The organism is Paraburkholderia acidicola (assembly GCF_002362315.1).
GTDB classification, from domain to species: domain Bacteria; phylum Pseudomonadota; class Gammaproteobacteria; order Burkholderiales; family Burkholderiaceae; genus Paraburkholderia; species Paraburkholderia acidicola.
Window position 1 is genome coordinate 297,809 of sequence record NZ_MTZV01000006.1, and the last position, 23,531, is coordinate 321,339.

Sequence of the window (23,531 nt, forward strand, 5' to 3'; positions counted from 1 at the left end):
GTAAGTGAGTGAGAGGCGGCTGCGTTACTGCGCGAGATAGTCGTGCACGACTTCGCCGAGACCGAGCGTCAGGTCGGCGATCAGATGCCGCGCTTCGACGATTTCGAGTACCGGCAGATCGGCCACGGGCGCCAGCGCATGGTGCGCCAGTTCGAGCGATGCAGGGCCGGTCCACGCACCCTTCATCGTAATGTCCTGCAGGTAGTAGCGCACGAGTTCGCACACGCGCGCCGTACCGTCGACGTGCGGGATGATTTTCAGCAGGAAGTTCGGGCCGGCCAGGCGCTGCTGCTCTTTCGCGATGTCGAGCTGGCTGTGCTTGTAGCCCATCGTGCCGGTTGCGACGCGCACCGGACCGTAATCGAGCGTGCCGAGTAGCGTGTCGGTGTGAACCGCAAGCGTCGGCGAGGCGAGTTTTTTCGGGAAGCCCCACAGTTCACGGCCACCGGCGATAGGCGGGTGATCGTCGAGATACATCGCGAGCGTGTAGCCGCCTGCTACGCCGTTGTATTCGACCGGAATGACCTGGCCGCTTTCGGTGTAGTCGCCGAAACCGGTGGAGTCGGCCATGCGGATGAATTCGTAGTGGACGAGCGGCGAGGTGACTTTGAGCGGCTCGGGCACGATCTCGCGCAGACGGTCGATATCGGTGCGGTAGGTGATGATCAGGAATTCGCGACCGACGAAACGGTAAGGGCCCATCGGGAATGCGGGACTGGTAAGCGGCATCGCAAACGCCTTCGAGCGTACCTGGTCTTCTTTCATGCGTACTCCTTTGTCAGTCGTTTCGGTAGAAAGCGGCTCCGTCATCTTATGACGGACTGCGCAGGTTGTGCGACGCCGCAACTGGAAAAGTTCGTTGCGTAAATCGACTAAGTCATCCTATAAATGTTGCACCCGGCGGAACAACGGCGATACGAATGCACGGTGCCCGGCGTAGCATAACCACACCAGATGACATGCGTATGGGGAATTGTATTCGCTGGAGAAGGGCACGGAGCCCTGTGGGACGGTCTGTGTACTCGCGGACACAGGAAAGCCCGGTGATCGATGTTTGTTGGGTAATTGTCAGGATCGGCTGAAACGCGCGTCATGCCGGCGCGAATTCATTGCACCTTGCGACGATGTTGCGGCGCGGTGCTATCCGGTGCGATCTTGTATAAATCGACGCTAAGCGGCCAGCGCCCGGCATTCGTCGAACAGCCAGCGGCGAAACAGCGGCACCGCCGCAGCTTCAGGACGGGCGAGCGGGCAGACGAGGAAGTAGCCGCGCGCGGTGACAACCGGCTGGTTGAGCAGACGCACGAGCTGACCCGTCGCGACGAGTTCGTCGATAAGCGGTGTCCAGCCGAGCGCAACACCCTGGTTCATCAGCGCAGCATGGACCACGAGCGCATAACTGTTAAATGTCATGCCGTGTGCGTTCTCGCCGGATTCGACGCCAAGCGCTGCGAACCAGCTGTGCCAGGCAAGCCAGCGTTCGGGCTCGGTGGGTTGCACGTGCAGCAGCGGTAGATGAGCGAGATCGCCGGCGTGAACGATGTCCGGATGTGCGGCGGCGAACGCGGGCGAGCAGACCGGTGTGACTTCTTCGGGAAAGAGCCGTGTCGACGTGCACGGCGCCCAGTCGCCGTCGCCGAACGCAATCGCGATGTCCGCGTGATCGCGATGCGGATCGAAGCCCTCTTGGGACGTAACGATCTTCACGCTGACGTCGGGCATCGAATGTTTGAGACGCGCGAGGCGCGGCATCAGCCAGTAGGTGGCGAAGCCGAAATCCGTGAGCAGTGTGAGCGCGCCGGTGGCGCTGCGCGCGCGGATGTCGGCGGTCGCGACGCGGATTGCGTCGAGGCTCTGCCGTACCGCACCGAAGAGCCGTTCGCCGTCGGCGGTCAAGGTCACACCGCGGTGTCCGCGCTCGAAAAGCGGTGTACCGAGGTCGGTTTCGAGCTGCACGACGCGCTGGCTGACGGCGGGTTGCGTCGAACCGAGTTCGCGCGCAGCTGCGGTGAAACTCGCGAGCCGCGCGGCCGATTCGAATACCGATAGCGTCTGCATCGGCGGCAGGCGATCTTGTCTCGGCATAACCCCCCCTTATGGACCTATAAGCATTGCGCGCCTTCACAGAGCGTGATTAAGCGGCAATAGTGAGGACGCTTTCGTGCGCGGTGCGATGGTTCTGCCATTTCCGGTGCCGCACGCCACGATGCAGGCTAGACGGGCAACGCGGGCGATGCAGCCAGGTCGTTGCGAACCCGCCGCCGCAAACGAACTCTCGATTCTAATCGACCCCGCCCATGAGCCTTAACACAAAGCAGAATATCCTTATCTTGATGGCCGACCAGATGACGCCGTTTGCGCTGCGTTCATATGGTCATACCGTGTCACTGACGCCGCGCATCGACGCACTGGCACGCGAGGGTGTCGTGTTCGATTCGGCGTACTGTGCGAGCCCGCTGTGCGCGCCCGCGCGTTTCTCGATGATGGCGGGCAAGCTGCCGTCGAAGATTGCCGCCTACGATAACGCCGCCGAATTTCCCGCGCAAACCCTGACGTTCGCTCACTATCTGCGCGCGGCCGGCTACCGGACGATGCTCTCCGGCAAGATGCACTTCTGCGGTCCCGACCAGTTGCACGGTTTCGAAGAACGCCTCACCACCGATATTTACCCCGCCGACTTCGGCTGGGTACCGGACTGGGCGCAGCCGGAAGTGCGGCCGAGCTGGTATCACAACATGAGTTCGGTGCTCGACGCGGGCCCTTGCGTGCGCACCAACCAGCTCGACTTCGACGACGAAGTGACCTTCACCGCGCGCCAGAAGCTGTTCGACATCGCCCGCGAACGGGCTGCCGGCGGCGATGCACGGCCGTTCTGTCTGGTCGCGTCGCTGACGCATCCACACGATCCGTACGCGATTCCCCGCGAATACTGGGACCTGTATTCCGACGAAGAGATCGATATGCCGAAGGTCGAGCTGTCGCGTGAAGCGAGCGATCCGCATTCGCGGCGCCTGCGCGACGTCTATGAAGCCGACGTGACACCGCCCACTGCGCAGCAGGTGCGGGCGGCGCGCCATGCGTACTACGGCGCGCTTTCGTATGTCGATACGCAGTTCGGGCAGATTCTCGACGCGCTCAAGGCAACCGGGATGGCCGACGACACGATCGTGATCGTGACCTCGGACCACGGCGAAATGCTCGGCGAACGCGGGCTCTGGTACAAGATGACCTGCTTCGAAGGCGGCGTGCGCGTGCCGCTGATCGTGCACGCGCCGGGCCGCTTCGATGCGCACCGCGTGGCCGCGTCGGTATCGCACGTCGATCTGCTGCCGACGCTCGTCGAACTCGCAACGGGCGAGCGCCGCAGCGCATGGCCCGACCCTGTCGATGGTCGCAGCCTCGTCCCGCATCTACGCGGCAGTGGCGAAAAAGATCAAGCGGACAACAGCGCTCACGACGAAGCGATCGCCGAGTACCTGGCTGAAGGCGCAATCGCACCGATCGTGATGATCCGGCGCGGCGACTTCAAGTTCATCCACACGCCATGCGATCCCGACCAGCTCTACAACCTCGCCGCCGATCCGTTCGAGCTGCACAACCTCGCCACCGATCCCGCCGCAGCCACTGTACTTGACGCGTTTCGCGCGGAGACGTCGCGCCGCTGGGATCTCCCTGCGCTACACGACGCCGTGCTCGCCAGCCAGCGTCGGCGACGCTTCCACTTCGAGGCGACGACACAGGGGCGCATCCAGTCGTGGGACTGGCAGCCATTCACCGATGCGGGCCAGCGCTACATGCGCAATCACATCGAACTCGACACGCTCGAAGCGATGGCGCGTTTTCCGCGCATCGTTCGCTAGTGCATTCTTTATACGAACGAGAGGCCATGATGAAAAAACGCTACACGTGGTTGTTGTCTCCGCTGCTTTCGCTGCTGCTTGCCGCAGCGGGTGCAGAGATTGGCGCTATCGCCACCGTCACCCCGGCTGCCGCGGCCGAACCGCAAAGCTGCACCCAGGTGCGCATGGCTGACCCCGGCTGGACCGACATCGATGCGACCAACGCGATGGCCGGCGTGCTGCTGAAGGCGCTCGGCTATCAGCAGAACGTGTCGAACCTGTCGGTGCCGATCACCTACCAGGGGCTGAAGAAAGGGCAGATCGACGTGTTTCTCGGCAACTGGATGCCCGCGCAGGGACCGCTCGTGAAGCCATTCGTCGATGAGCATTCGATCGACGTGCTGCACGCGAACCTGACCAACGCGAAGTTCACGCTCGCGGTGCCCGACTACGTCGCCGCGGCCGGCATCCACTCGTTTGCCGATCTCGAGAAACATGCGAGCCAGTTCGACAACAAGATCTACGGTATCGAGCCCGGGGCGCCGGCCAACCAGAACATCAAGAAGATGATCGCCGACAAGGCGTTCGGGCTGGGCGGCTGGTCGATTGTCGAATCGAGCGAAACGGGGATGCTCACGCAGGTCGAACGCGCTGCACGCGACAAGAAATGGATCGTGTTTCTCGCGTGGGAACCGCATCTGATGAACACGAAATTCCACCTCACGTATCTGTCCGGTGGCGACACGTACTTCGGGCCGAACTACGGCGGTGCGACTGTCAACACCGTGACGCGGGCGGGCTTTGCCGGTCAGTGCACGAACCTCGCACGGCTGTTCCAGCAGATGACCTTCAACGTCGACCTCGAGAACCAGATCATCGCGAACGTGCTGCAGAACAAGGTCAATGTGAACACGGCGGCGCTGCACGCGTTGCAGGGCAATCCCGCGCTGGTGTCGGCCTGGCTGAAGGGCGTGACGACCGCCAGCGGCGCGGATGGCCTGCAGGCCGTGCAGACCCAGCTCGGTATCCGCTAAACCCTCAACTTGCGTTGCGTCCGCCGCCTTGGTCTGGGGCGGCGCGTTCGCATTGTCGTTTTCCCCCGGTTGTCGCATTCCGACTAATCGATGTCGCTTCAGATCGTATTGGCCGGAAATTGGATTTGTAATGTCCATCATCGGCGACGGGTTATGCGTGGTGGCACCCGCGACGAGCGTTGCACCGACAGTGCGTCATTCCAGCAAGACAGGCGATTTCGCCCGGTTAGCGGCGGAATCCTCTTTCCATCCAGCCAGGCAAGAGAGAACCACACAATGAAAAGACTGAATGCCGCAGCATTCTCCGGCGCAGCCCTCGTGCTCGCCAGCGTCCCGGCCATTAGCCATGCGCAGAGCAGCGTGACGCTGTACGGCGTCCTCGACGCCGGTATCACCTACGTGAACAACACCGGCGGCTCGCATGTCGTGAAGTTCGACGATGGCATTTCGTATGGCAACCGTTGGGGTTTGAAAGGCGTCGAAGATCTCGGTGGCGGGCTGTCCGCCGTGTTCGTGCTCGAAAGCGGCTTTCACCTCGGCAATGGCCAGCTCGGTTTCGGCGGTTCGGAATTCGGGCGCCAGGCGTATGTCGGCCTGAAGAACCAGTGGGGCACGCTGTCGTTCGGTAACCAGCTCGACATGACCGAAGAGATGGTCTATCTGTACAACATCTCCAGCTGGGGTAGCGGCTACGCGATCCACCAGGGCGACTTCGACCGTTTTAACGGCGACCGTCTGCCGAACTCGGTGAAATTCCTGTCGAATGAATTTGCGGGCTTCATGTTCGGCGGTATGTATTCGTTCGGCAACGTGGCCGGCAACTTCCACCAGAACAGCGCATACAGTCTCGGCGCGCACTATGCGAACGGTCCGTTCACGTTAGGCGCCGCGTACACGCAGTTGAACAACCCGAACGGCATCTACGCGTTCGATCCGTACGCGATGATCGGCACGAGCACCTTCCTCGGCCGTCCGACGGTCAGCGTCAACCAGACGACGGGCGCCATCACCGATCTGTATTCAAGCTCGTCGTTTCCGGTCGACAAGCAGGGCACGTTCGGCGTCGGGTCGAGCTACGCGATCGGCAACGTGACGCTAAATGGCGACTTCACGTACACGACGATCAAGGCGTTCGGCGTGTCGTCGCACATGAAGGTGCTGGAAGGCGGCGCGATCTGGCAGGTCACGCCGGCGTTCAGCACGATCGGCGGCTATCAGTACACGAACTTCGAAGGGCATCACTGGAACCAGGTGTCGGCGGGCTTCCACTATCTGCTCTCCAAGCGCACCGATGTGTACATCTCGGGTGACTACCTGAAGGCGTCGCAAGGGGTCGATGCGGTGATCGGTTATAGCTTTACGCCGTCTACGACGACGACGCAGGCTGATGTGCGGATCGGGATGCGGCATTCGTTCTAAACGCCGCGCGCGCTTGCGGCATGGCGCGCGCGACCTGAAGTGCCAGACATCATCGATGGGTAATGGGTAACGGCCCGCATCGCGAAGTTCGTGCGATGCGGGCCGTGTTGCGTTGTGTCGTGGTTCCAGCCAGCGAAGCTTCGCGATCCTGCTCGCAGAAATGGCTTACTGCGCAGCGACCCGCACCGGACTACGATCACGCCGCGGACTCGCACCAAACTTCGCACGATACGTCCGCGAGAAATGCGACGGCGATTCGAACCCGCACGCAACGCAGATCGACGTAATCGTCATGTCGGTCTGCTGCAACAATTCGCGCGCACGATTGAGCCGTAGCTGCAGATAGAAATGCGTCGGCGTGTCCTTTAGCGACGAGCAGAACAGCCGCTCGAGTTGCCGCCGCGTCACGCCAATCTCCTGCGCGAGCGCGTCGGGTGCGAGCGGTTCTTCCATATGCTGTTCCATCACGCCGATCACCTGGATCAGCTTGCGATTGTGCACGCCATAGCGTGCAGCAATCTCCATGCGTTGATGGTCCGAGCGCTGCCTGATCCGGCTCACGACAAACTGCTCCGACACTGCCGACGCCAACGCCGCGCCGTGACTGCGGCCAATCAGGTCGAGCATCATATCGATCGAAGCGGTGCCGCCCGCACAGGTGATGCGCCGCGCGCCGATCTCGAACAACTCCTGGCTGGCCTGTAGCGCCGGATAGCGCTCGCGGAACGCGGGCAGCGCTTCCCAATGCACGGTCAGGCTATCCGCCGCGCCGAAAAGCCCGGCCTCGGCGAGCACGAAACTCCCCGTATCGATTCCCCCGAGCGTCGCGCCCGCCTGCGCCAGTCGCCGCAGCCAGCCGGCGAGCGCGCGGCTGTAGCACGCAAGCGGATCGAAGCCCGCGACGATGAAAACGGTGTGTGCGTGATCGACCGTATCGAACGCAGCTTCGGCATTCAGCGAGATGCCGTTGCTCGCAGCGACCGGCGCGCCGTCGACGCTGAGAATGTGCCAGCGGTACAGATTCTCGCGAAAGCGGTTCGCGACACGCAGCGGTTCGACGGCCGACATGAAGCCGATCGCCGAGAAGCCCGGTAGCAGCAGGAACGAAATGTCTTCGGGCATCGTGCGGAGCGTGGGGTGCCTGGCGTGGACGGTTGCGGGGGACAGACGGTGGTGATCCGGGCGAGCGTAGCAAGCGGTGCACGCGCCCGCAAGGCCCGTCAATATTGGCGTTCACCGGATCGCGGCGATGTGCGCGGCGGCCATGCTGGTTTTCCCTCATGGTCGCAAGCAAGCAAGAACGGGTCGCAGCCGGTCGCTTTGGCGGGAATATGCGCTAGTACCTTTGCATCACGCCACGCAATACACGGTGTCCGGCCAGTCCGCCTTCCGGCGAATGGCGCCGCGACCCACCCACCAGGTATCAGAGGGGGAACGTCATGAAGCTTCGCGTCAAAGCCTTGTCCGCTGGTTTGCTATGCGCTGCAGCAGCACTGCTGCAACCGGCCTTCGCGCAAGACCCGGCCACCTGCCGCAACGTGCGCTTTGCCGACATCGGCTGGACCGACATTACGTCGACCACGGCGCTGGCGTCGACGGTCTTCGAAGGGCTCGGCTACCAGCCGGTCACGACGGTCGCATCGGTGCCGATCTCGTTCGCGGGTCTGAAGACCAAACAACTCGATGTGTCGCTCGGCTACTGGTGGCCGGTGCAGGAAAAGGCGATCGCGCCGTTCGTCGATGCAAAGACGATCGAGGTGCTGCAGCCGCCCAATCTGTCGGGCGCGAAGGCGACTTTCGCGGTGCCGACCTACGAATACGACGCTGGGCTCAAGACCTTCGCCGACATCGCGAAGCATCGGACGGAGCTGGACGGCAAGATCTACGGCATCGAACCGGGCAGCAGCGCGAACGCCGCGATCAAGAAGATGATCGACACGAACCAGTTCGGTCTGGGTGGCTTCAAGCTGATCGAGTCCAGCGAGGCCGGGATGCTGATCACCGTCGACCGCGCGATCCGCGACAAGAAGTGGGTGTTGTTCCTCGGTTGGGAACCGCATCCGATGAACATCCAGATCGACATGAAATATCTGACCGGCAGCGACGGTGTGTTCGGACCGAACGATGGTGAAGCGCGCGTCTATACGCTGACGGCGCCCGATTTCCTGACGCGTTGTCCGAACGCCGGCAAGCTCGTCAGCAATCTGCGCTTCACGACGCAGCTCGAAAACGTTGTGATGCAGTCGGTGATGAACAAGGAAAAACCGACAGATGCCGCCAAGGCTTATCTGAAGAAGAACCCTCAGGTGCTGGACACTTGGCTTGCCGGTGTGAAGACGTATGACGGCAAGGACGGGCTGCCGGCGGTGAAGGCTTATCTCGGGCTTTAACGTTACGGGCCGGGCGCGCGAGCGGCCGATTCGACATGAACAGACAGGACGACCCCGCATGAACCACGAAGTCATCGTTACCTGCGCCGTGACCGGTGCCGGCGATACGGTCGGCAAACACCCGGCCATCCCCGTCACGCCGAAACAGATCGCCGAGGCCGCGATCGAAGCCGCGAAAGCGGGCGCGACCGTTGCGCACTGTCATGTGCGCGATCCGCAGACCGGCCGCGGCAGCCGCGATCCGAACCTGTACCGCGAGGTGGTCGACCGCATCCGCTCGTCGGGCACCGACGTGATCATCAATCTGACCGCGGGCATGGGTGGCGATCTCGAGATCGGCGCCGGCGAAGATCCGATGCGCTTCGGTGCGGGCACGGATCTAGTGGGTGGTTTGACGCGACTCGCGCACGTCGAGGAATTGCTGCCGGAGATCTGCACACTCGATTGCGGCACGCTCAATTTCGGCGATGGCGACTACATCTATGTGTCGACGCCTGCGCAATTGCGGGCTGGTGCGAAGCGTATTCAGGAACTCGGCGTGAAACCGGAGCTGGAGATTTTCGACACGGGGCACCTGTGGTTTGCGAAGCAGTTGCTGAAGGAAGGGCTGCTCGATGCACCGCCGATGTTCCAGATCTGCCTCGGCATTCCATGGGGCGCGCCCGCCGACACCACGACGATGAAGGCGATGGCCGATAACCTGCCGCCCGGTGCGCAGTGGGCCGGCTTTGGCATCGGCCGGATGCAGATGCCGATGGTTGCGCAGGCGATGCTGCTCGGCGGCCATGTGCGCGTCGGGCTCGAGGACAACATCTGGCTCGACCGCGGTGTGCCGGCGAGCAACGGCACGCTCGTGCAACGTGCGGTCGAAATTATCGAGCGCCTGGGCGGCCGGGCGCTGACGCCGGCCGAAGGGCGTCGCAAGCTGGGCTTGCCGGCGCGCGGTGAACGTCTGCTCGAGCGGCGGCCGGCGGCGCAGTTCGCATAAGCAGTTTGCATAGGTGGTTGGCATGAACGTACTTTTTGCAGGGGATCGTCAGCAATGGCAGTGATCGTCGATATCAAGACATTTGCAGCAATCGGAGCCGGCGTGATCGGCAGCGGCTGGGTCGCGCGAGCACTCGCGAACGGACTCGACGTGGTGGCATGGGACCCCGCACCAGGCGCCGAGCAGCAGTTGCGCGCCAACGTTGCGAACGCGTGGCCCGCATTGGAGCGCGCGGGGTTGAAGGAGGGCGCATCGCAAGATCGGTTGCGCTTCGTCGCGACCATCGAAGCGTGTGTCGCCGACGCGGATTTCATCCAGGAGAGTGCGCCTGAGCGCGAAGAACTGAAGCTTGCGTTGCACGAGCAGATCAGCACGGCGGCGAAGCCCGATGCGATCATCGGTTCGTCGACATCGGGCCTGCTGCCCACTGACTTTTATGCGCGCGCGCTGCATCCCGAGCGCTGTGTGGTCGGTCATCCGTTCAACCCGGTGTACCTGTTGCCGCTCGTCGAGGTGCTCGGCGGTGAACGTACCGCACCCGCGACGATCGACGCCGCACAGCAGATTTACCGTTCACTAGGCATGCGACCATTGCGCGTGCGCAAGGAGGTGCCGGGCTTTATCGCGGACCGTCTGCTCGAAGCGCTATGGCGCGAAGCGCTGCATCTCGTGAACGAAGGCGTCGCGACGACCGGTGAGATCGACGATGCGATCCGCTTCGGCGCAGGTCTGCGCTGGTCGTTCATGGGCACCTTCCTCACGTACACGCTTGCGGGCGGCGATGCGGGGATGCGACACTTCATGCAGCAGTTCGGCCCCGCGCTCGAATTGCCGTGGACCAAGCTGGTCGCGCCGCCACTCACCGACGAACTGATCGATCGTGTGGTGGAAGGCACGGCCGAGCAGGTCGGCCCGCGCTCGATCAAGCAACTGGAACGCTATCGCGACGACTGCATTACGAGCGTGCTGACGGCAATCCGCGAAGCGAAGGCGCGGCACGGTTTGCATCCCGACGAGTAACCGTAGCGTGTAGATCAACCATCACAACGCGAAAGGAGCACGCTGCCCATGCCAGGACTGGAGATCTATCGCGACGAAGTACGCGCAGAGTGGGTCGATTACAACGGCCATCTGCGCGACGCGTTCTATATGCTGATCTTCAGCTTCGCGACCGATGCGCTGATCGAGCACATCGGTCTCGACGATGCCGTGCGCCGCGCGCGCGGCCGCTCGATCTACACGCTCGAAGCGCATATCAACTATCTCCACGAGATCAAGCTCGGCGCCAAAGTGCGCGTGACGGCGCGGTTGCTCGCGCACGATGCGAAGCGTCTGCACCTCTACCTCGAGATGTATGCCGACGCGCTCAGCGAGCCGGTTGCGGCGAGCGAACAGATGTTGTTGCACGTCGATACGAATGGTCCGCGGTCGGTCGCGTTCGATCCGGATGTTGCAGAGCGTGTGCAGGCACTGGGTGCATCGCAGGCCTCACTGCCGCCGGCGCGATATGCAGGGCGTGTGATTGGCCTGCCGCCTGCGCTTCGATAATCGACCACGTCGAACCCACGCGATCATGCTCGAACCTGAAATCGCCGCATTCATTGCGCGGACCGTAGCGATCTATCCCGCACACACGGCGCAGCGCCCGGTTGCTGAGCAGCGGGCCATTTACGACCGCTACGCGGCCGCCTTGACGCCGCCATTACCGCCGGGCGTATCGGTTGAAGATGCGCAGTTCGAATCAGCAGCAGGTCATTCGATCCGGCTGCGTCTCTACCAGTCCACACAGCATCCTGCGCACGGCACCGTGCTGTATTTTCACGGCGGCGGCTTTGTGCTGGGTTCGCTCGACAGCCATCAGATCGTCACGGCACGCATCGCCGCCGACACCGGGCTATCCGTAATCGCCGTCGATTACCGGCTTGCGCCCGATCATCCCGCACCCGCGGCACACGACGACTGCGTCGAGATCACACGGGCTGCGCTTGAAGGACGATTGCCGTTTGCCTCGTGGCAACGAACGTTGCCGGTGCCACTGCAACTCGCTGGCGATAGCGCCGGCGGCAATCTTGCCGCAAGCGTTGCGGTGTACCTGCGCGATTCGGGCGCCGACGGCGCGGCCGGAATTGCAGGAATGGCGCTCGTCTATCCGATGCTCGGTTTCGAGCCGCAACTGCCTGCCCGCGATACCGAGGCTCAAGCGCCCATGCTCACGCTGGCCGACGTCCATGCGTTTCGTCGGTTGTACTGGGGTGACATGCCACTGCCTGGGTGGACCGTACCGCTCGATGCGGGCCGTTTCGACGGTTTGCCACCCGTGCTGGCGATCGGCGTCGAGCACGATCCGCTGCGCGACGACGCGAGCGTGTTCGTCGAACGTATCCGTGCAACGGGTGGTGATGCGCGATTCTGGCTTGGCAAGGGGCTCGTGCACGGTTGCTGGCGTGCGCTTGATGCGAGCCCGGGCGCACAGCGCATGCACGACGAAGTGTGCCGCTTTCTGCGCGATACGGCGGCAGGCAACACCCACGGTATTCACGACGTCCCGGCCGTTTGACCCACACGGCATCGGGCGTTTTCTTCGGGAGACATGAGATGCAGGTTGCCGGATCGATGGTTGAAGACTGGCGCGCGTTTGCAACGAGCGCGACGATTGCCGGGACGACGCTCAGCGACGATGCGGTCGTCGTGCAGTGGAGCGATGCGCGCCGCTCGCCGTATCACTTCGTCTGGTTGCGCGACAATTGCGCGTGCAACCAGTGCGTGCATGCGCTGACTCGCGAGCAGGTCTTCGAGATCGCTGACATACCGGATGACCTGGCCGCCGTCGAGGTATCGATTGACGATGCAGGCGCGATGCAGGTGCGATGGTCGGACGGCCACCGTAGCGTCTACGCACCCGGCTGGCTGCGTGCGCATGCGTACGACGATGCATCGCGTGCAGAACGGCACGGTGGCAATACACGAAAGATCTGGGACGCGTCGGGTGGGTCGACACTTGCCGTCTTCGACTGGCGCGACGTCATGCACGACGAACGCGCGCTGCATGCCTGGCTCGTCGCGCTGCGCGATACCGGGCTCACGCTCGTGCGCGGCGTACCGACGGAGCCCGGCAGCGTCGCCGATATCGCGCGGCGCATTTCGTTTATCCGCGAAAGTAACTTTGGCGTGCTGTTCGACGTGAAATCGAAGGCGGTACCCGACAGCAATGCCTACACGTCGATCAACCTGCCGCCGCATACCGATCTGCCCACCCGCGAGTTGCAACCGGGCCTGCAGTTTCTGCATTGCCTCGTGAACGATGCGCCTGGCGGCGACAACGTGTTCGTCGACGGCTTTGCGCTGGCCGACGCGTTGCGCACGCACTGGCCCGACGATTTCGCGGCACTTACGACCGTGCCGTTTGAGTTCTGGAACAAGAGCGCTTCGAGCGATTACCGTTGCTCGGCGCCCGTGATCGCGCTGGACGGGCGAGGCGAAGTCAGCGAAGTACGGCACGCGAATTTTCTGCGCGGGCCGATCGACGCAGCCGCGCAGACGATGCCCGCGGTGTACCGTGCGTATCGCCGCTTCATCGGGCTCGCGCGCGATGCGCGGTTCCACGTGCAGCGGCGGCTCACAGCCGGCGAGATGTGGGCGTTCGACAACCGCAGAATCCTCCATGCCCGCACCGCGTTCGATCCGCGCGGCGGCGCCCGGCATCTGCAGGGTTGCTATGTGGATCGCGACGAATTGCTGTCGCGGATCAGGATTCTCGAACGATCGCTATAAGAACGGCGGGGCCGCCGCCTATATTTCGTCTGGTGCAATTTGTATTTAATATAAATGCATTCCGGTGTCTGTCCGGATAAGTGAGCGCACTGGAAAATTGACTAGTCAATCTGATAAATAACGGCGCTCGCAGCAACTTCCCGGTAGTTGCGGGTGCAACCAGGTCAATTTTCTTTGCCGGAAGTAACAGCCCGGTCATATTCCATCTTATCGCCCCGCCGACAACTACCCGGGCGCGTCAGTGATTTCCATGCAACTACATTTTCCGGTGGTGAAAATTAAAATTCTTCTTGTACAATTCGTCCAACCTAAGTGACGGCAAACGCAACCAGAGTCACGTCCGCGACAAGATCGTAGCGCCCTGCAGTGCCGACAGGCAGCGCGATGCAAGAACGCGAAGAGCGGACAGCGACTTTGAGGGCGACAGCCAGCGCCATCAGGATTCAAGAAGAAACGGACAGGGAATGCCGCGACGTCAAGCGATATAAACCGCTTGCCGGTGCGGGTGAAAAAAATGAATCGACAAGGGGTTTGACCGGAACGGAACAGGCAGAGATCTCCGCCAGATAGCACCACGTGCTGACAGGCAGGCCACGCATCGCTTTTTGCGAATACGGGCTGCCCCGGGCAGGGGTGTGTGCGCCCTGATAGTTAACGCGATTACGCGAAACGAGAATTATCGAAAGAGGCTCCTGTTGATTCGGGACTTTGGGGAATCGCTCGTGATTTCATCGGTGATTCACATTTGAATTCAGGATCGGAGTGCCGTCGCATGTAGTTGCGGGGGCAACAACCCGGTCGTGCATTAACAGAATTATCAGAAGCCGGTTATTTTGTTTTTTGCATGTTGCGCTTCGTTATGGGGGCGCACGTTTCCAACAAGAAACGAGGATAGAAATGAAGTATCGCGTGCTTGCGTCGTGTGCCGTGGTGGTGTTGGCCGCCTGTGTGCAAAACCCTCAGCAGGGCAATCTCGTCAGGATTTGCGACGACCACGGGTGTTCCGACCGGCCCAAAGATCAAGGGACGTTCGAAGCCGCCAATAATGCGCCCGATGAAAATGCCGACCCGCGTATCACTGCGCTAAAAGCGGCCGCCGAGAAAGAGCCGCGCGCGGCCTACGATCTCGGCCTGCGTTATTTCCGCGGCGACGGCGTACGGCAGGACAGCTATCAGGCGCTGGTCTGGATGCGCAAGGCCGGCGAAGCCGGAAACCTGCAGGCCGAAAAAGCCTTGGGGAGCTTCTATCTGTTCGGTCTCGAAGAGATGGGACCGGACCCGCGTGAAGCAGAGAAGTGGTTGATGCTCGCGGCGAGCCGCGGCGACCAGGAGTCGAAGAAGCTTCTGGTGCAGGCACGAGCCGACAAACTGGCCGACGCGGCCGACTACAAACGACAAAAAGAAGAGCGCGAGCTGTATTACGGCTACTGGTATTCGGGTTACGCGTATCAGGGCTATTGGCGTCAGCAGGCGTGGTACTGGTACTGAGCCCACCTCAGGACGGTACCGACGCGAGATTTGAGGCGGCCATTACGGGGGCTGCTTCATCAGGGGCTTATTTCGGATCGCCAGGACGAATAAGTCGAACATCGAGATCACTTACTACGACCATCAACCTATGAACCTCATTTCGAAATATTCGGGCGTCAAGGACGCCATCGCGATCGCCCTGGTCGGGTCTCTGGCTGCATGCGGGGGCATGGTGACCACGGGCAACCAGAATCTTGGCGTGACAGGCGCGGCGGGCGGTGCCACGAGCGCTGGCGCTGACGAATCGTTGCAGCGTTGTCCGGCGCCCCTCGGGACGATTGCCGTCGACGACGGCCGCAACGCCGACTGGTTCGGTCCGTTCGGCAGCGCCACGCAGGTGACCAGCATCGATCCGCTGCTGCGTCTCGCCGTGCAGGAATCCAACTGCTTCGTCATTACGTCGATCGGTAACCAGAAGACCGACTCGCGCCTGTCGCGCATTACGGACCTGCAGCGCAACTCCGGCGAATACCGCGCCGGCTCGAAGCAGCAGAAAGGCCAGCGCGTCGCGGCTGACTACTATATGGAACCGTCGATCGTCATCAGCAACTCGCCGATTGGCGGGATGGTCGGTGCGCTGGGCGGTCTGATCCCCGGGGGAGGGGCGATAGCGGCGATCGCCGGCAGCGTTCAGACGAAGGCATCGGTCGTGACGTTGACGCTGTTCGACGTGCGCTCGGCGGTGCAGATTGCGGCGGCCGAAGGCAGTTCGACGGCCACGAACTATGGTGCGGCGCTGGGGGCACTCGGTGGCAGCGCCGGCGGTGGCCTGGGCGGCTTCTCGAAGACGCCGGAAGGCAAGGCGACGGTGTCCGCGTTTATCGATGCGTGGAACAAGATGGTCGTCTCATTGCGCAGCTACAAGGCGCAGGACGTGAAGGGCGGCTTGGGCCGGGGTGGTCAGCTCAAGGTGAACTGACGCGTCTGCGGCGCTATATCGAGGCTGCCGTTTGTCGGGGCCCGCTTGCACGGTTCGTGTGAGCGGGCCTTTTGTTTCTGGATCAGGCCTCGGCGGTCAGCCCGCAGAGAATTTCAGCGGAGATCATGGCGGCGGCATTCGACGGTGCAGGGCGTTCAGCCGGTCGGAAGACGGCGTCGCCGCGACGGATCTTGCGGCGCGACACCGCACAGGTGCCCGAGGTGTGCGCAGAACGGCGGCGCCAGCGCTGCTCGCCATAATGACAGCGGCCGGGCTCGACCCAACGGATCACAAGGGTGGTGTCGGAGCGTTCGAGAATCTCGATACGAACGCCATTGGCGCCGGTCAGGGGGATGGACTCTGTGGTCTTCATCATCGGCTCCGGTAGGTGTGGTGTGCCGAATGTAGTCCTGCCGGGGACGGAGTGCCATTGTGCGCCAGTTGAAACACCGTTCTCCAAATAGCAACAATCGAACCCGAGCAATGGCCGACTACCGGGGGACGCGGCTTTGCGGGAACAATGGTTGCGATAGGACGGATTTTTGCAACAGAGTGTTGTACCGGGTGAGACAAGCCGAAGCGGTGTAGGCTGGCTGCAGCGCATCCATTAAGATGGGCGCTCTCGCCGGAATGCGCGGGCGGAGGGCAGTGTACCGCGCCTGTGCAGACCGGCGTCGCCAGCTCCGCAACCCGTATGAGGCTCCATGATCCAGCGTCCGTCGTCGCAAGACCCTCACTCTCCCAATCGCGCGCAGATGCAGCAGATCGCGTCGGCAGTTCTGTACGGCGTGCTGGTCGTGCTCGCGTTATGGGTCGTGCACAACTTCATTCCCGCGGTGGTCTGGGCGGCCGTGATCGCGATTGCGCTGTGGCCGGCGATGCGGGCAATCGAAGGGCATCGGCTGTTCAAGGGACGCACGACGCTGATCTCGATCGTGCTCACGACAGCGGTCGGACTGCTCGTCGTGCTGCCGATCGGTCTGGGGATCACCCAGGCGGCGCGCGAGGCGCACGACCTGATCGTTTGGACGCGCACCATCCAGGATAACGGTGTGCCGTTGCCTGCATTTGTCGAGCATCTGCCGTTCGGCGCGCAGCAGATCAGCACCTGGTGGCAGGCCAATCTCGCGCAGCCGCTGAATGCATCGCCGGCCATGAAAGGGCTGCACAGCGAAGCGGTGGTCACGTTCGGCCGGCATTTCGGCGCGCGTGCCGCGCATGGCTTGCTGGTGTTCGGCTTCACGCTGGTCACGCTGTTCGTGATCTTCCAGGCCGGACCGCGTCTGTCAGGTGCCTTGCTGAAAGGCGCGCGCCGGGCGTTCGGCGCCGACGGTGCGCAGATCCTGCAGCGCATGGCTGGTGCGGTGCGCGGCACCGTGACGGGGCTCGTGGTGGTCGGGCTCGGCGAAGGTGCGCTGCTCGGTGTCGCCTACGCCATTGCCGGTGTGCCGCATGCGGCGCTGCTGGCGCTCGTCACCGCGGTTGCGGCCATGCTGCCGTTTTGCGCGCCGATCGTATTTTGCGGCGCTGCGTTGTGGCTCTTTGCCGTGCAGGGCGCGGTGGCAGGCGCGATCGGTGTGGCGGCATTTGGCGTGGTCGTCGTGTTCGTCGCCGAGCATTTCGTGCGGCCGGTGTTGATCGGCAACTCGACGCGCCTGCCGTTTCTGCTGGTGCTGTTCGGCATCCTGGGCGGCGCCGAGACATTCGGTCTGCTTGGGCTCTTCATCGGTCCGGCGCTGATGACGGTGCTCGTCGTGCTGTGGGCGGACTGGGTGCAGTAGAGGGCGCGCGTCGCTGCCCGAAGCGCCTCGTCAGGCGGGGATGCGTACGCGCGGCGTCAGCACGCGTCCCAGCGGTACCGATGCCTTTGCCACGAGCAGCAGCGCACTGACCGCGACGGCATCGGCCAGCAGACCGAGCGGCACATTCAGATAACCGTCGGTGGCGGTATACAGCAGCGAATCGACGACAAGCGAAATCACCGCCCCCGCGACAAAACACAACAACCCCTTGCGTCCGACCAGGCCGATCCACGGCAACCACTGCGCAAGCTTCTTCGCGAAACCTATGCGGATCAGGTTCGCGACAAGCCACGCGATCGCCAGAAAATTCCCCACCCGTAACCACGACAGGTTCTGCTTGAGGCTACCGTCGGGCAGCGAGCTTTCGATAAAGATCTTGTAATACGCCGCGGCGATAACGATGGCGAGCGCCGCGAGGCTCACGATCCAGCCGAACCGATGTGCGGCGACCCGCTGGTACACCGGCTGGTAGCGCGCGAGTGCGCCGAGTACGAACAGCAGTTGCCAGGCAAACGGATTGAAGTCCCAGTGCGCGTCTTCGACTGTCGGCAGATAGCCTTGCAGCGGTCGCGCGACGGCCCACAGCGCCACGCTGCCCGCGAGCAGCAGCCAGGGCTTGCGGCGTGCGAGCGGCAGGATGGCGGGCGTGGTCAGCGCGAAGAAGGTGTACATCGGCAGTACCGATGCGAGATACGGCTGGCGTCGGAACAGCACGATGTCGCGCAGCCCGGCGAGCGGCGCGGCGATGAATTCGTCGAGGTCGTCGGTGGTCATGTTCGGCGCGTCGATGCTGAGCGCGACCAGTACCGCGCTGACCAGCAGCATCAGGGCCGCGGTGATCAGAAAGGCGCGATAGATTTCGAGCGCGCGCCGCAGGAAACGCTGCCGCGCGATGGCCTCGTTGCGCCGTTCGGCGAGTGCCGCATAGGCGGTCGCCGTTGCAAAGCCACCGAGAAATACGAACACTTCAGCCGCATCGCACAGCGCGTAGGCATGCAGCGTGAAGCGCGACAGAATGCTGCCACCGATGTGATCGACCACGATGATCAGCAGCACGAGCCCACGAAAAAAATCCAGCTCGATCAGACGGGAAGACGACGTTTGCATGCGTGTTGACAAAAGCGGTTCGTTGCCGCGGCGCGCGAAAGCTGGGGGACGCGTCGGCATGAACCTGAATTGGGAAGGCGGACGATATACGCAACGTTGCGAGCGGGCGGGGTCTCGTGCATCGTCCGATGCCGCCGTATCGTGAAAACAAGTGCGCGGCGGCAGCGTCGTAGAAACTGACACGACCCTGGTTCACGAGTTCCACCACGCGAGCGCAGATAGCCGTTCGGAATATTTCGTCGAATTACCCCGACGTCTGACGCACACCATCGAGCCGGCTCCGCGCAACTTGCCATCCAGATATCGCTCGCGCGCGGCAGCGCCCGATCGCGTCAATGCCGCCGATTGACGCACCCGACGTGGGCCTTTCACAACGCTTCATCCATCGGGCGTGAGTCGCTAATAGACGAGAATATTACATTATGTAAGGATTGCGATCGTCGCGCGGGCACAGCCGCCGGCATCAGTGGAGAACGCGACCTGAAACGACAGGCCGTCTCAAAAATAAGTTGTCCGTAGAGTTTGGAGATCGCAATGAAAAAGCAGGTTATCGCGCTGGCGGCATCCGCCGCTTTTACCGCACCCGTCTTCGCACAGAGCAGCGTCACGCTGTATGGCGTGATCGATGAGGGCTTCGTCTACACGAACAATACGAATGCCCAGGGCAAGGCGTCCTATCAGATGCAGAGCGGCTACGCACAGGGCAGCCGTTGGGGGCTGAGGGGGAGCGAAGATCTCGGCGGTGGCCTGAAGGCAGTCTTCACGCTCGAGAACGGGTTCGAACTGAACACCGGCAAGTTGCTGCAGGGCAACCGGATATTCGGGCGGCAGGCGTTCATTGGTCTCGCGGACGATAAGTACGGTACGGTCATGCTCGGTCGTCAATACGATTCGCTCGTTGACTATCTCGCGCAAATGACGGCGAACGGCAACTGGGGCGGTTTCCTGCTATCGCATCCGCTCGATAACGACAACACCGACAACTCGTTTCGCGTGAACAACACGGTGAAGTACGCGAGTCGGACTGTCTCCGGCTTGCAGTTCGGCGGTACGTACAGCTTCAGCAACGGCACGAACTTCGCGAACAATCGACAGTACAGCGTCGGCACGCAATACACGCGCGGACCGCTGCTGCTCGCGGCTGCGTATCTGCAGGCGAACAATCCGGGGGTTGGTGACAGCGGCGCGATCGCGGCCAACGATGCGAACTTCACGTCTGATCGCCTACGTGTTTTCGGCGGCGGTGCGAAGTATACGTTTGGTTCGGCAACCGTCGGCCTCGTCTACACCAACACGAACGTTAAGAATCCGGCGGGCACGGTGTACCTGACGGACGCATCGGGTAACTTCTCGCCGCTGGTCGGCGCGGGCGGCACGCTGAGCGCACTGAAATTCCAGAACTTCGAAGTGAACGGAAAGTATCAGGTCACACCGGGCTTCTTCGTCGGCGCGCAGTATGTCTATACGCTCGTGAATTACGAGGCATCGACGGGCAACCTGAGACCGAAGTTCCACACGCTTGGCCTGATGGCCGACTACAACCTGTCGAAGCGCACCGACTTCTACGTGCAGAGCGCGTATCAGAAGGTTGGTGGCGACAAGACTGGTACCGTGCTCGATCATGCAGCTATTCCGGGCTCGGGTGGGGTTTCGTCGGCGGCGAACCAGTTCGCGGTTCGTGCGGCGGTTCGGCATAAGTTTTGAGGTTTGGGTGGCGCGGCGCTGTGGCGTGGCGTCGCCACAAGCTTGACCTGGTTGGTCGGGTTTTCTTGTTTCAAGCTGATTCGAGTATCGATCCGAGAGGAAGGTGCTGCAACACGCTGGCAAGGTGTTCCAGGGACTATCCACGGAAGCGTTGTCGAGGGCGCTGAAGGCCAGCGTGTTACCGGAGGTTTGTTGTGTCGAGCAAGATCATTGAATCCCTGCGTGACGACCTGGCCGCACTGCATCAAGCGGGTGCGATCAGTAAGGTGACGTTGCGTGAATTCGACGCGATCGCCACCCCGCCTCTACACGCGTACGGCACGCGATTTTCTCGGCCGTGCCGTACGCGCAGTGTCCGGTTCACCCAGCAACTTCGCGACCCAATCGACGAAAATCCGCACCCGCGGCGCCAGATGCCTCCCGTGCGGAAACACTACCGAAAACGGTAGCGGCGGCGCTTTCCATTGCGGCAGCACCTCGACCAGCTCGCCGGTTTGCAGCAGCGTTTCCATCCCGGCGCGCGGTGCCTGGATCAACCCGAGGCCGGCCACGCAGCAAGCCAGATACGCATGCGCGCTGTTGACCGAGATCGCGCTGCGCATCGCAAGGCTACGTGCCTGCCCGTCCTCCTCATACTCCCAATCGAGATCCCGGCCGGTGCGGCTCGAAAAGAAACCGACCGCCTGATGATCGGCGAGATCGTCCGGTGTGCGCGGCAATCCGTAACGTTCGATATAGCCACGCGACGCGCAGTTGATCTGCTCGAACGCACCGAGTCTGCGTGCGACGAGCGTCGTGTCGCGCAGTTCGCCCACCCGCACTGCACAGTCGACGCCATCCGCAATCAGATCGATCATGCGGTCCGTCGCGCTGAGTACGACGCGAATGTCTGGATACTGCGCGAAAAAGTCCGGTAGAGCGGGGATCACGGTTTGCAGCGCAAGTCGCTCGGGCAGATCGACGCGCACTGAGCCACGTGGGCTCGCTGCCGCGTCGGCGAACAGCGACTCGGCGTCGTCGAGATCGGCGAGCACCTGCACGCAGCGCAAGTGGTAGGCCGCGCCTTCGGGCGTCAGCGCGACGCGTCGCGTCGTACGGTGCAATAGTCGCACGCGCAGATGCGTCTCCAGATACTGGATCGCGTTGCTGACTGTCGGCCGCGGCAACTGCAACTGTTCCGCGGCCTTCGAGAAACTGCCGAGCTGCGCGACTCGCGCGAAGACTCGCATCGCCTGCAGGTGATCCATGAGCATGACTCCATGAGCTCGGGTGGGCGCGGCAAGAGCATGTCGGACGTAACGGGCATAGCGGACGTAGTGGTCCTGAAGCACCGCGACTGTTAACACCCGTCGAACAGACTGATCGAACACCGCGTATTTATCGATTGACGCCGCGTACGCAGAATAGCGTTCATGCACATGGGCCGTTCAGCGCGAACCGCATTATCGGTCCGGATGTGCGCCCGTTCGAAAACATTCTGGAGCTGACACCATGAACACCCGCCAACTCGGTCACCAGGGCCCGCACGTTTCTGCCATCGGTCTCGGCTGCATGGGCATGTCCGATTTCTACGGTCCCGCCGATCGCGAAGAAAGCATCGCCACGATACACGCCGCGCTCGACGCCGGCATCACTTTGCTCGATACCGGCGATTTCTACGGCATGGGCGACAACGAAATGCTGATCCGCGATGCATTGCGCGGCCGGCAGCGCGAGAACGTGCAGGTGAGCGTGAAGTTCGGCGCGCTTCGCGATCCATCCAACGGCTGGGCCGGCAACGACACGCGGCCGGTAGCAATCCGCAACTTCCTTGCCTACACGCTGCGCCGCCTCGGCACCGACTATGTCGATGTCTATCGGCCGGCGCGGCTCGATCCGTCGGTTCCAATCGAAGACACGGTCGGCGCCATCGCCGATCTGGTCAAAGAGGGCTACGTACGGCAGATCGGTCTGTCGGAGGTAGGCGCTGCGACGTTGCGGCGTGCCCAGGCCGTCGCACCGATCGGCGATTTACAGATCGAATACTCGCTGATGTCGCGCGGCATCGAAGCGGAGATCCTGCCGACCTGCCGCGAACTCGGCATCGGCGTGACGGCTTACGGTGTGCTGTCGCGTGGACTGCTCGGTGGACAGTGGTCGAAAGCACGCGGCGAGCAGCGCGATTTCCGCAGCGTAAGCCCGCGTTTTCAGGGCGAAAATCTCGACCGCAACCTCGCGCTAGTTGAAACGCTGCGCGCAATCGCAGAGACGCGTCATAGCAATCCGGCACAACTCGCGATCGCATGGGCGCTATCGCGCGGCGACGATATCGTGCCGCTGGTCGGCGCACGTCGCCGGACTCAGTTGACCGATGCACTCGCCGCAGCGAGCCTGCAACTCGACGCCGACGAACTCGCGCGCATCGAAGCAGCCATTCCGCCGCAAGCGGTGGCCGGCGCGCGCTACAACGAAGTGCATCTGTCGCACCTCGATAGCGAGGGCAGTGCGCACTGAATGCACGTCGTGTGCACTCTCCCGGGATCGATCTGGCCGCTGCGTGGTCGTAGTACCCGCATCAACCGTACTATCGGGATGCAGATCCGCTGCGTTCCTTTCCCGGAGAACGACGTTCATGACCAATCGCGCGAACCAGATCCTTCCGCATCATCGCTTTGCCCCGTCGCTTGCTGCACCGCTCGCGTGTATTCAAGGCACGATCAGCCGCGTGTTCACGAGCCCGGAGAACCACCATGGCGCGAACCATCAGCAGTTCATCGTGACGATCGACAAGGTGGTGAAGTTCGACGGCGGTACCCAGAATCTCGTTGGTACCGAAGTTTTCCTCGCGGTGCGTTTCGGCGACAGCGAAGGGCTGGCTCATGAAATTCCTGGTCTGCAGGCGGGGCAGCCCATCGAGGCGCAAGGCGAGTACATCGCCGAGGCCAGCGCCTATCCCACCGAAGACAACGACAACCCGGTGCTGGCCGTGCTGCATTTCACGCATCATCCGGTGGGTTATGTGCTGTATCAGGGGCAGTACTACAGCTGA

At 62.5% G+C, this 23,531-nt stretch carries 21 protein-coding genes; 15 read left to right on the plus strand and 6 right to left on the minus strand.

Annotation, left to right across the window (positions count from 1 at the left end; genetic code table 11):
• Positions 1 to 24: 24 nt before the first annotated feature.
• Together BWP39_RS20340 and BWP39_RS20345 are read right to left on the minus strand one after the other, a co-directional pair.
• Positions 25 to 765, minus strand: a complete 741-nt coding sequence (locus BWP39_RS20340) for an acetoacetate decarboxylase (protein ID WP_096723488.1) — start codon at positions 763 to 765, stop codon at positions 25 to 27.
• Between the two features lie 405 nt (positions 766 to 1,170).
• Positions 1,171 to 2,085 carry a choline sulfate utilization transcriptional regulator gene (locus BWP39_RS20345; protein ID WP_096723491.1) on the minus strand — a complete coding sequence of 305 codons (915 nt, stop codon included), beginning with the start codon at positions 2,083 to 2,085 and terminating at the stop codon, positions 1,171 to 1,173.
• Positions 2,086 to 2,297: 212 nt separating this feature from the next.
• On the opposite strand from BWP39_RS20345, the gene betC reads away from it, so the two are divergent.
• The 3 genes from betC to BWP39_RS20360 all read left to right on the plus strand — a co-directional run bounded on the left by betC (position 2,298) and on the right by BWP39_RS20360 (position 6,292).
• Positions 2,298 to 3,860, plus strand: coding sequence for a choline-sulfatase (gene betC, locus BWP39_RS20350; protein ID WP_096723493.1), 1,563 nt, complete (start codon positions 2,298 to 2,300; stop codon positions 3,858 to 3,860).
• A 26-nt stretch (positions 3,861 to 3,886) separates the two neighbouring features.
• Positions 3,887 to 4,873 carry a choline ABC transporter substrate-binding protein gene (choX, locus tag BWP39_RS20355; RefSeq protein WP_407944802.1) on the plus strand — a complete coding sequence of 329 codons (987 nt, stop codon included), beginning with the start codon at positions 3,887 to 3,889 and terminating at the stop codon, positions 4,871 to 4,873.
• 276 nt (positions 4,874 to 5,149) lie between these two features.
• Positions 5,150 to 6,292, plus strand: coding sequence for a porin (locus BWP39_RS20360; RefSeq protein WP_096723495.1), 1,143 nt, complete (start codon positions 5,150 to 5,152; stop codon positions 6,290 to 6,292).
• Positions 6,293 to 6,457: 165 nt separating this feature from the next.
• Here BWP39_RS20360 and BWP39_RS20365 read toward each other — a convergent pair whose 3' ends face one another.
• A complete protein-coding gene (locus tag BWP39_RS20365; RefSeq protein ID WP_096723497.1) occupies positions 6,458 to 7,414 on the minus strand; it encodes a GlxA family transcriptional regulator in 957 nt (318 codons plus the stop codon).
• A gap of 317 nt (positions 7,415 to 7,731) precedes the next feature.
• Between BWP39_RS20365 and BWP39_RS20370 the strand changes: the two genes are divergently transcribed.
• The 8 genes from BWP39_RS20370 to BWP39_RS20405 all read left to right on the plus strand — a co-directional run bounded on the left by BWP39_RS20370 (position 7,732) and on the right by BWP39_RS20405 (position 15,890).
• Positions 7,732 to 8,682 (plus strand): choline ABC transporter substrate-binding protein, encoded by a 951-nt coding sequence (locus BWP39_RS20370; protein ID WP_096723499.1) that lies wholly within the window; start codon positions 7,732 to 7,734, stop codon positions 8,680 to 8,682.
• 58 nt (positions 8,683 to 8,740) lie between these two features.
• Complete coding sequence (locus BWP39_RS20375) at positions 8,741 to 9,670, plus strand: BKACE family enzyme (protein ID WP_096723501.1); 930 nt, start codon at positions 8,741 to 8,743, stop codon at positions 9,668 to 9,670.
• Positions 9,671 to 9,724: 54 nt separating this feature from the next.
• A complete protein-coding gene (locus tag BWP39_RS20380; protein WP_096723503.1) occupies positions 9,725 to 10,690 on the plus strand; it encodes an L-carnitine dehydrogenase in 966 nt (321 codons plus the stop codon).
• A 48-nt stretch (positions 10,691 to 10,738) separates the two neighbouring features.
• The gene (locus BWP39_RS20385) at positions 10,739 to 11,218 is read left to right on the plus strand and encodes a thioesterase family protein (RefSeq protein ID WP_096723505.1); all 480 of its coding nucleotides are present in this window, start codon (positions 10,739 to 10,741) and stop codon (positions 11,216 to 11,218) included.
• A gap of 25 nt (positions 11,219 to 11,243) precedes the next feature.
• Entirely contained in the window at positions 11,244 to 12,227 is a 984-nt protein-coding gene (locus BWP39_RS20390; RefSeq protein WP_096723507.1) for an alpha/beta hydrolase, read from the plus strand.
• Between the two features lie 38 nt (positions 12,228 to 12,265).
• The gene (locus BWP39_RS20395) at positions 12,266 to 13,441 is read left to right on the plus strand and encodes a TauD/TfdA family dioxygenase (RefSeq protein WP_096723509.1); all 1,176 of its coding nucleotides are present in this window, start codon (positions 12,266 to 12,268) and stop codon (positions 13,439 to 13,441) included.
• An 897-nt stretch (positions 13,442 to 14,338) separates the two neighbouring features.
• Complete coding sequence (locus BWP39_RS20400) at positions 14,339 to 14,929, plus strand: tetratricopeptide repeat protein (protein ID WP_096723511.1); 591 nt, start codon at positions 14,339 to 14,341, stop codon at positions 14,927 to 14,929.
• Positions 14,930 to 15,059: 130 nt separating this feature from the next.
• Entirely contained in the window at positions 15,060 to 15,890 is an 831-nt protein-coding gene (locus BWP39_RS20405) for a hypothetical protein (protein WP_096723513.1), read from the plus strand.
• 82 nt (positions 15,891 to 15,972) lie between these two features.
• Here BWP39_RS20405 and BWP39_RS20410 read toward each other — a convergent pair whose 3' ends face one another.
• A complete protein-coding gene (locus tag BWP39_RS20410) occupies positions 15,973 to 16,263 on the minus strand; it encodes a DUF3331 domain-containing protein (RefSeq protein ID WP_091018153.1) in 291 nt (96 codons plus the stop codon).
• 331 nt (positions 16,264 to 16,594) lie between these two features.
• Here BWP39_RS20410 and BWP39_RS20415 point away from each other — a divergent pair, with 331 nt between their 5' ends.
• Positions 16,595 to 17,671 (plus strand): AI-2E family transporter, encoded by a 1,077-nt coding sequence (locus tag BWP39_RS20415; RefSeq protein WP_096723515.1) that lies wholly within the window; start codon positions 16,595 to 16,597, stop codon positions 17,669 to 17,671.
• Positions 17,672 to 17,701: 30 nt separating this feature from the next.
• Here BWP39_RS20415 and BWP39_RS20420 read toward each other — a convergent pair whose 3' ends face one another.
• Complete coding sequence (locus tag BWP39_RS20420; RefSeq protein ID WP_096726051.1) at positions 17,702 to 18,799, minus strand: OpgC domain-containing protein; 1,098 nt, start codon at positions 18,797 to 18,799, stop codon at positions 17,702 to 17,704.
• A 534-nt stretch (positions 18,800 to 19,333) separates the two neighbouring features.
• On the opposite strand from BWP39_RS20420, the gene BWP39_RS20425 reads away from it, so the two are divergent.
• Complete coding sequence (locus BWP39_RS20425; protein WP_096723517.1) at positions 19,334 to 20,503, plus strand: porin; 1,170 nt, start codon at positions 19,334 to 19,336, stop codon at positions 20,501 to 20,503.
• A 305-nt stretch (positions 20,504 to 20,808) separates the two neighbouring features.
• Here BWP39_RS20425 and BWP39_RS20435 read toward each other — a convergent pair whose 3' ends face one another.
• On the minus strand, positions 20,809 to 21,750 hold the full coding sequence (locus BWP39_RS20435; RefSeq protein WP_096723519.1) for a LysR family transcriptional regulator: 942 nt from the start codon (positions 21,748 to 21,750) through the stop codon (positions 20,809 to 20,811).
• A 244-nt stretch (positions 21,751 to 21,994) separates the two neighbouring features.
• Between BWP39_RS20435 and BWP39_RS20440 the strand changes: the two genes are divergently transcribed.
• Positions 21,995 to 22,996 carry an aldo/keto reductase gene (locus BWP39_RS20440; RefSeq protein WP_096723521.1) on the plus strand — a complete coding sequence of 334 codons (1,002 nt, stop codon included), beginning with the start codon at positions 21,995 to 21,997 and terminating at the stop codon, positions 22,994 to 22,996.
• 118 nt (positions 22,997 to 23,114) lie between these two features.
• Positions 23,115 to 23,531 carry a hypothetical protein gene (locus BWP39_RS20445; RefSeq protein ID WP_096723523.1) on the plus strand — a complete coding sequence of 139 codons (417 nt, stop codon included), beginning with the start codon at positions 23,115 to 23,117 and terminating at the stop codon, positions 23,529 to 23,531.

Coding starts and splice junctions, on each gene's coding strand:
- BWP39_RS20425 (WP_096723517.1), top strand. CDS start 19,334: ATGAAAAAGCAGGTTATCGCGCTGGCGGCATCCGCCGCTTTTACCGCA.
- BWP39_RS20410 (WP_091018153.1), bottom strand. CDS start 16,263: ATGAAGACCACAGAGTCCATCCCCCTGACCGGCGCCAATGGCGTTCGT.
- BWP39_RS20375 (WP_096723501.1), top strand. CDS start 8,741: ATGAACCACGAAGTCATCGTTACCTGCGCCGTGACCGGTGCCGGCGAT.
- BWP39_RS20445 (WP_096723523.1), top strand. CDS start 23,115: ATGACCAATCGCGCGAACCAGATCCTTCCGCATCATCGCTTTGCCCCG.
- BWP39_RS20340 (WP_096723488.1), bottom strand. CDS start 765: ATGAAAGAAGACCAGGTACGCTCGAAGGCGTTTGCGATGCCGCTTACC.
- BWP39_RS20385 (WP_096723505.1), top strand. CDS start 10,739: ATGCCAGGACTGGAGATCTATCGCGACGAAGTACGCGCAGAGTGGGTC.
- BWP39_RS20365 (WP_096723497.1), bottom strand. CDS start 7,414: ATGCCCGAAGACATTTCGTTCCTGCTGCTACCGGGCTTCTCGGCGATC.
- BWP39_RS20395 (WP_096723509.1), top strand. CDS start 12,266: ATGCAGGTTGCCGGATCGATGGTTGAAGACTGGCGCGCGTTTGCAACG.
- BWP39_RS20380 (WP_096723503.1), top strand. CDS start 9,725: ATGGCAGTGATCGTCGATATCAAGACATTTGCAGCAATCGGAGCCGGC.
- BWP39_RS20360 (WP_096723495.1), top strand. CDS start 5,150: ATGAAAAGACTGAATGCCGCAGCATTCTCCGGCGCAGCCCTCGTGCTC.
- choX (WP_407944802.1), top strand. CDS start 3,887: ATGATGAAAAAACGCTACACGTGGTTGTTGTCTCCGCTGCTTTCGCTG.
- BWP39_RS20435 (WP_096723519.1), bottom strand. CDS start 21,750: ATGGATCACCTGCAGGCGATGCGAGTCTTCGCGCGAGTCGCGCAGCTC.
- BWP39_RS20370 (WP_096723499.1), top strand. CDS start 7,732: ATGAAGCTTCGCGTCAAAGCCTTGTCCGCTGGTTTGCTATGCGCTGCA.
- BWP39_RS20390 (WP_096723507.1), top strand. CDS start 11,244: ATGCTCGAACCTGAAATCGCCGCATTCATTGCGCGGACCGTAGCGATC.
- BWP39_RS20400 (WP_096723511.1), top strand. CDS start 14,339: ATGAAGTATCGCGTGCTTGCGTCGTGTGCCGTGGTGGTGTTGGCCGCC.
- BWP39_RS20420 (WP_096726051.1), bottom strand. CDS start 18,799: ATGCAAACGTCGTCTTCCCGTCTGATCGAGCTGGATTTTTTTCGTGGG.
- BWP39_RS20415 (WP_096723515.1), top strand. CDS start 16,595: ATGATCCAGCGTCCGTCGTCGCAAGACCCTCACTCTCCCAATCGCGCG.
- BWP39_RS20405 (WP_096723513.1), top strand. CDS start 15,060: ATGAACCTCATTTCGAAATATTCGGGCGTCAAGGACGCCATCGCGATC.
- BWP39_RS20440 (WP_096723521.1), top strand. CDS start 21,995: ATGAACACCCGCCAACTCGGTCACCAGGGCCCGCACGTTTCTGCCATC.
- betC (WP_096723493.1), top strand. CDS start 2,298: ATGAGCCTTAACACAAAGCAGAATATCCTTATCTTGATGGCCGACCAG.
- BWP39_RS20345 (WP_096723491.1), bottom strand. CDS start 2,085: ATGCCGAGACAAGATCGCCTGCCGCCGATGCAGACGCTATCGGTATTC.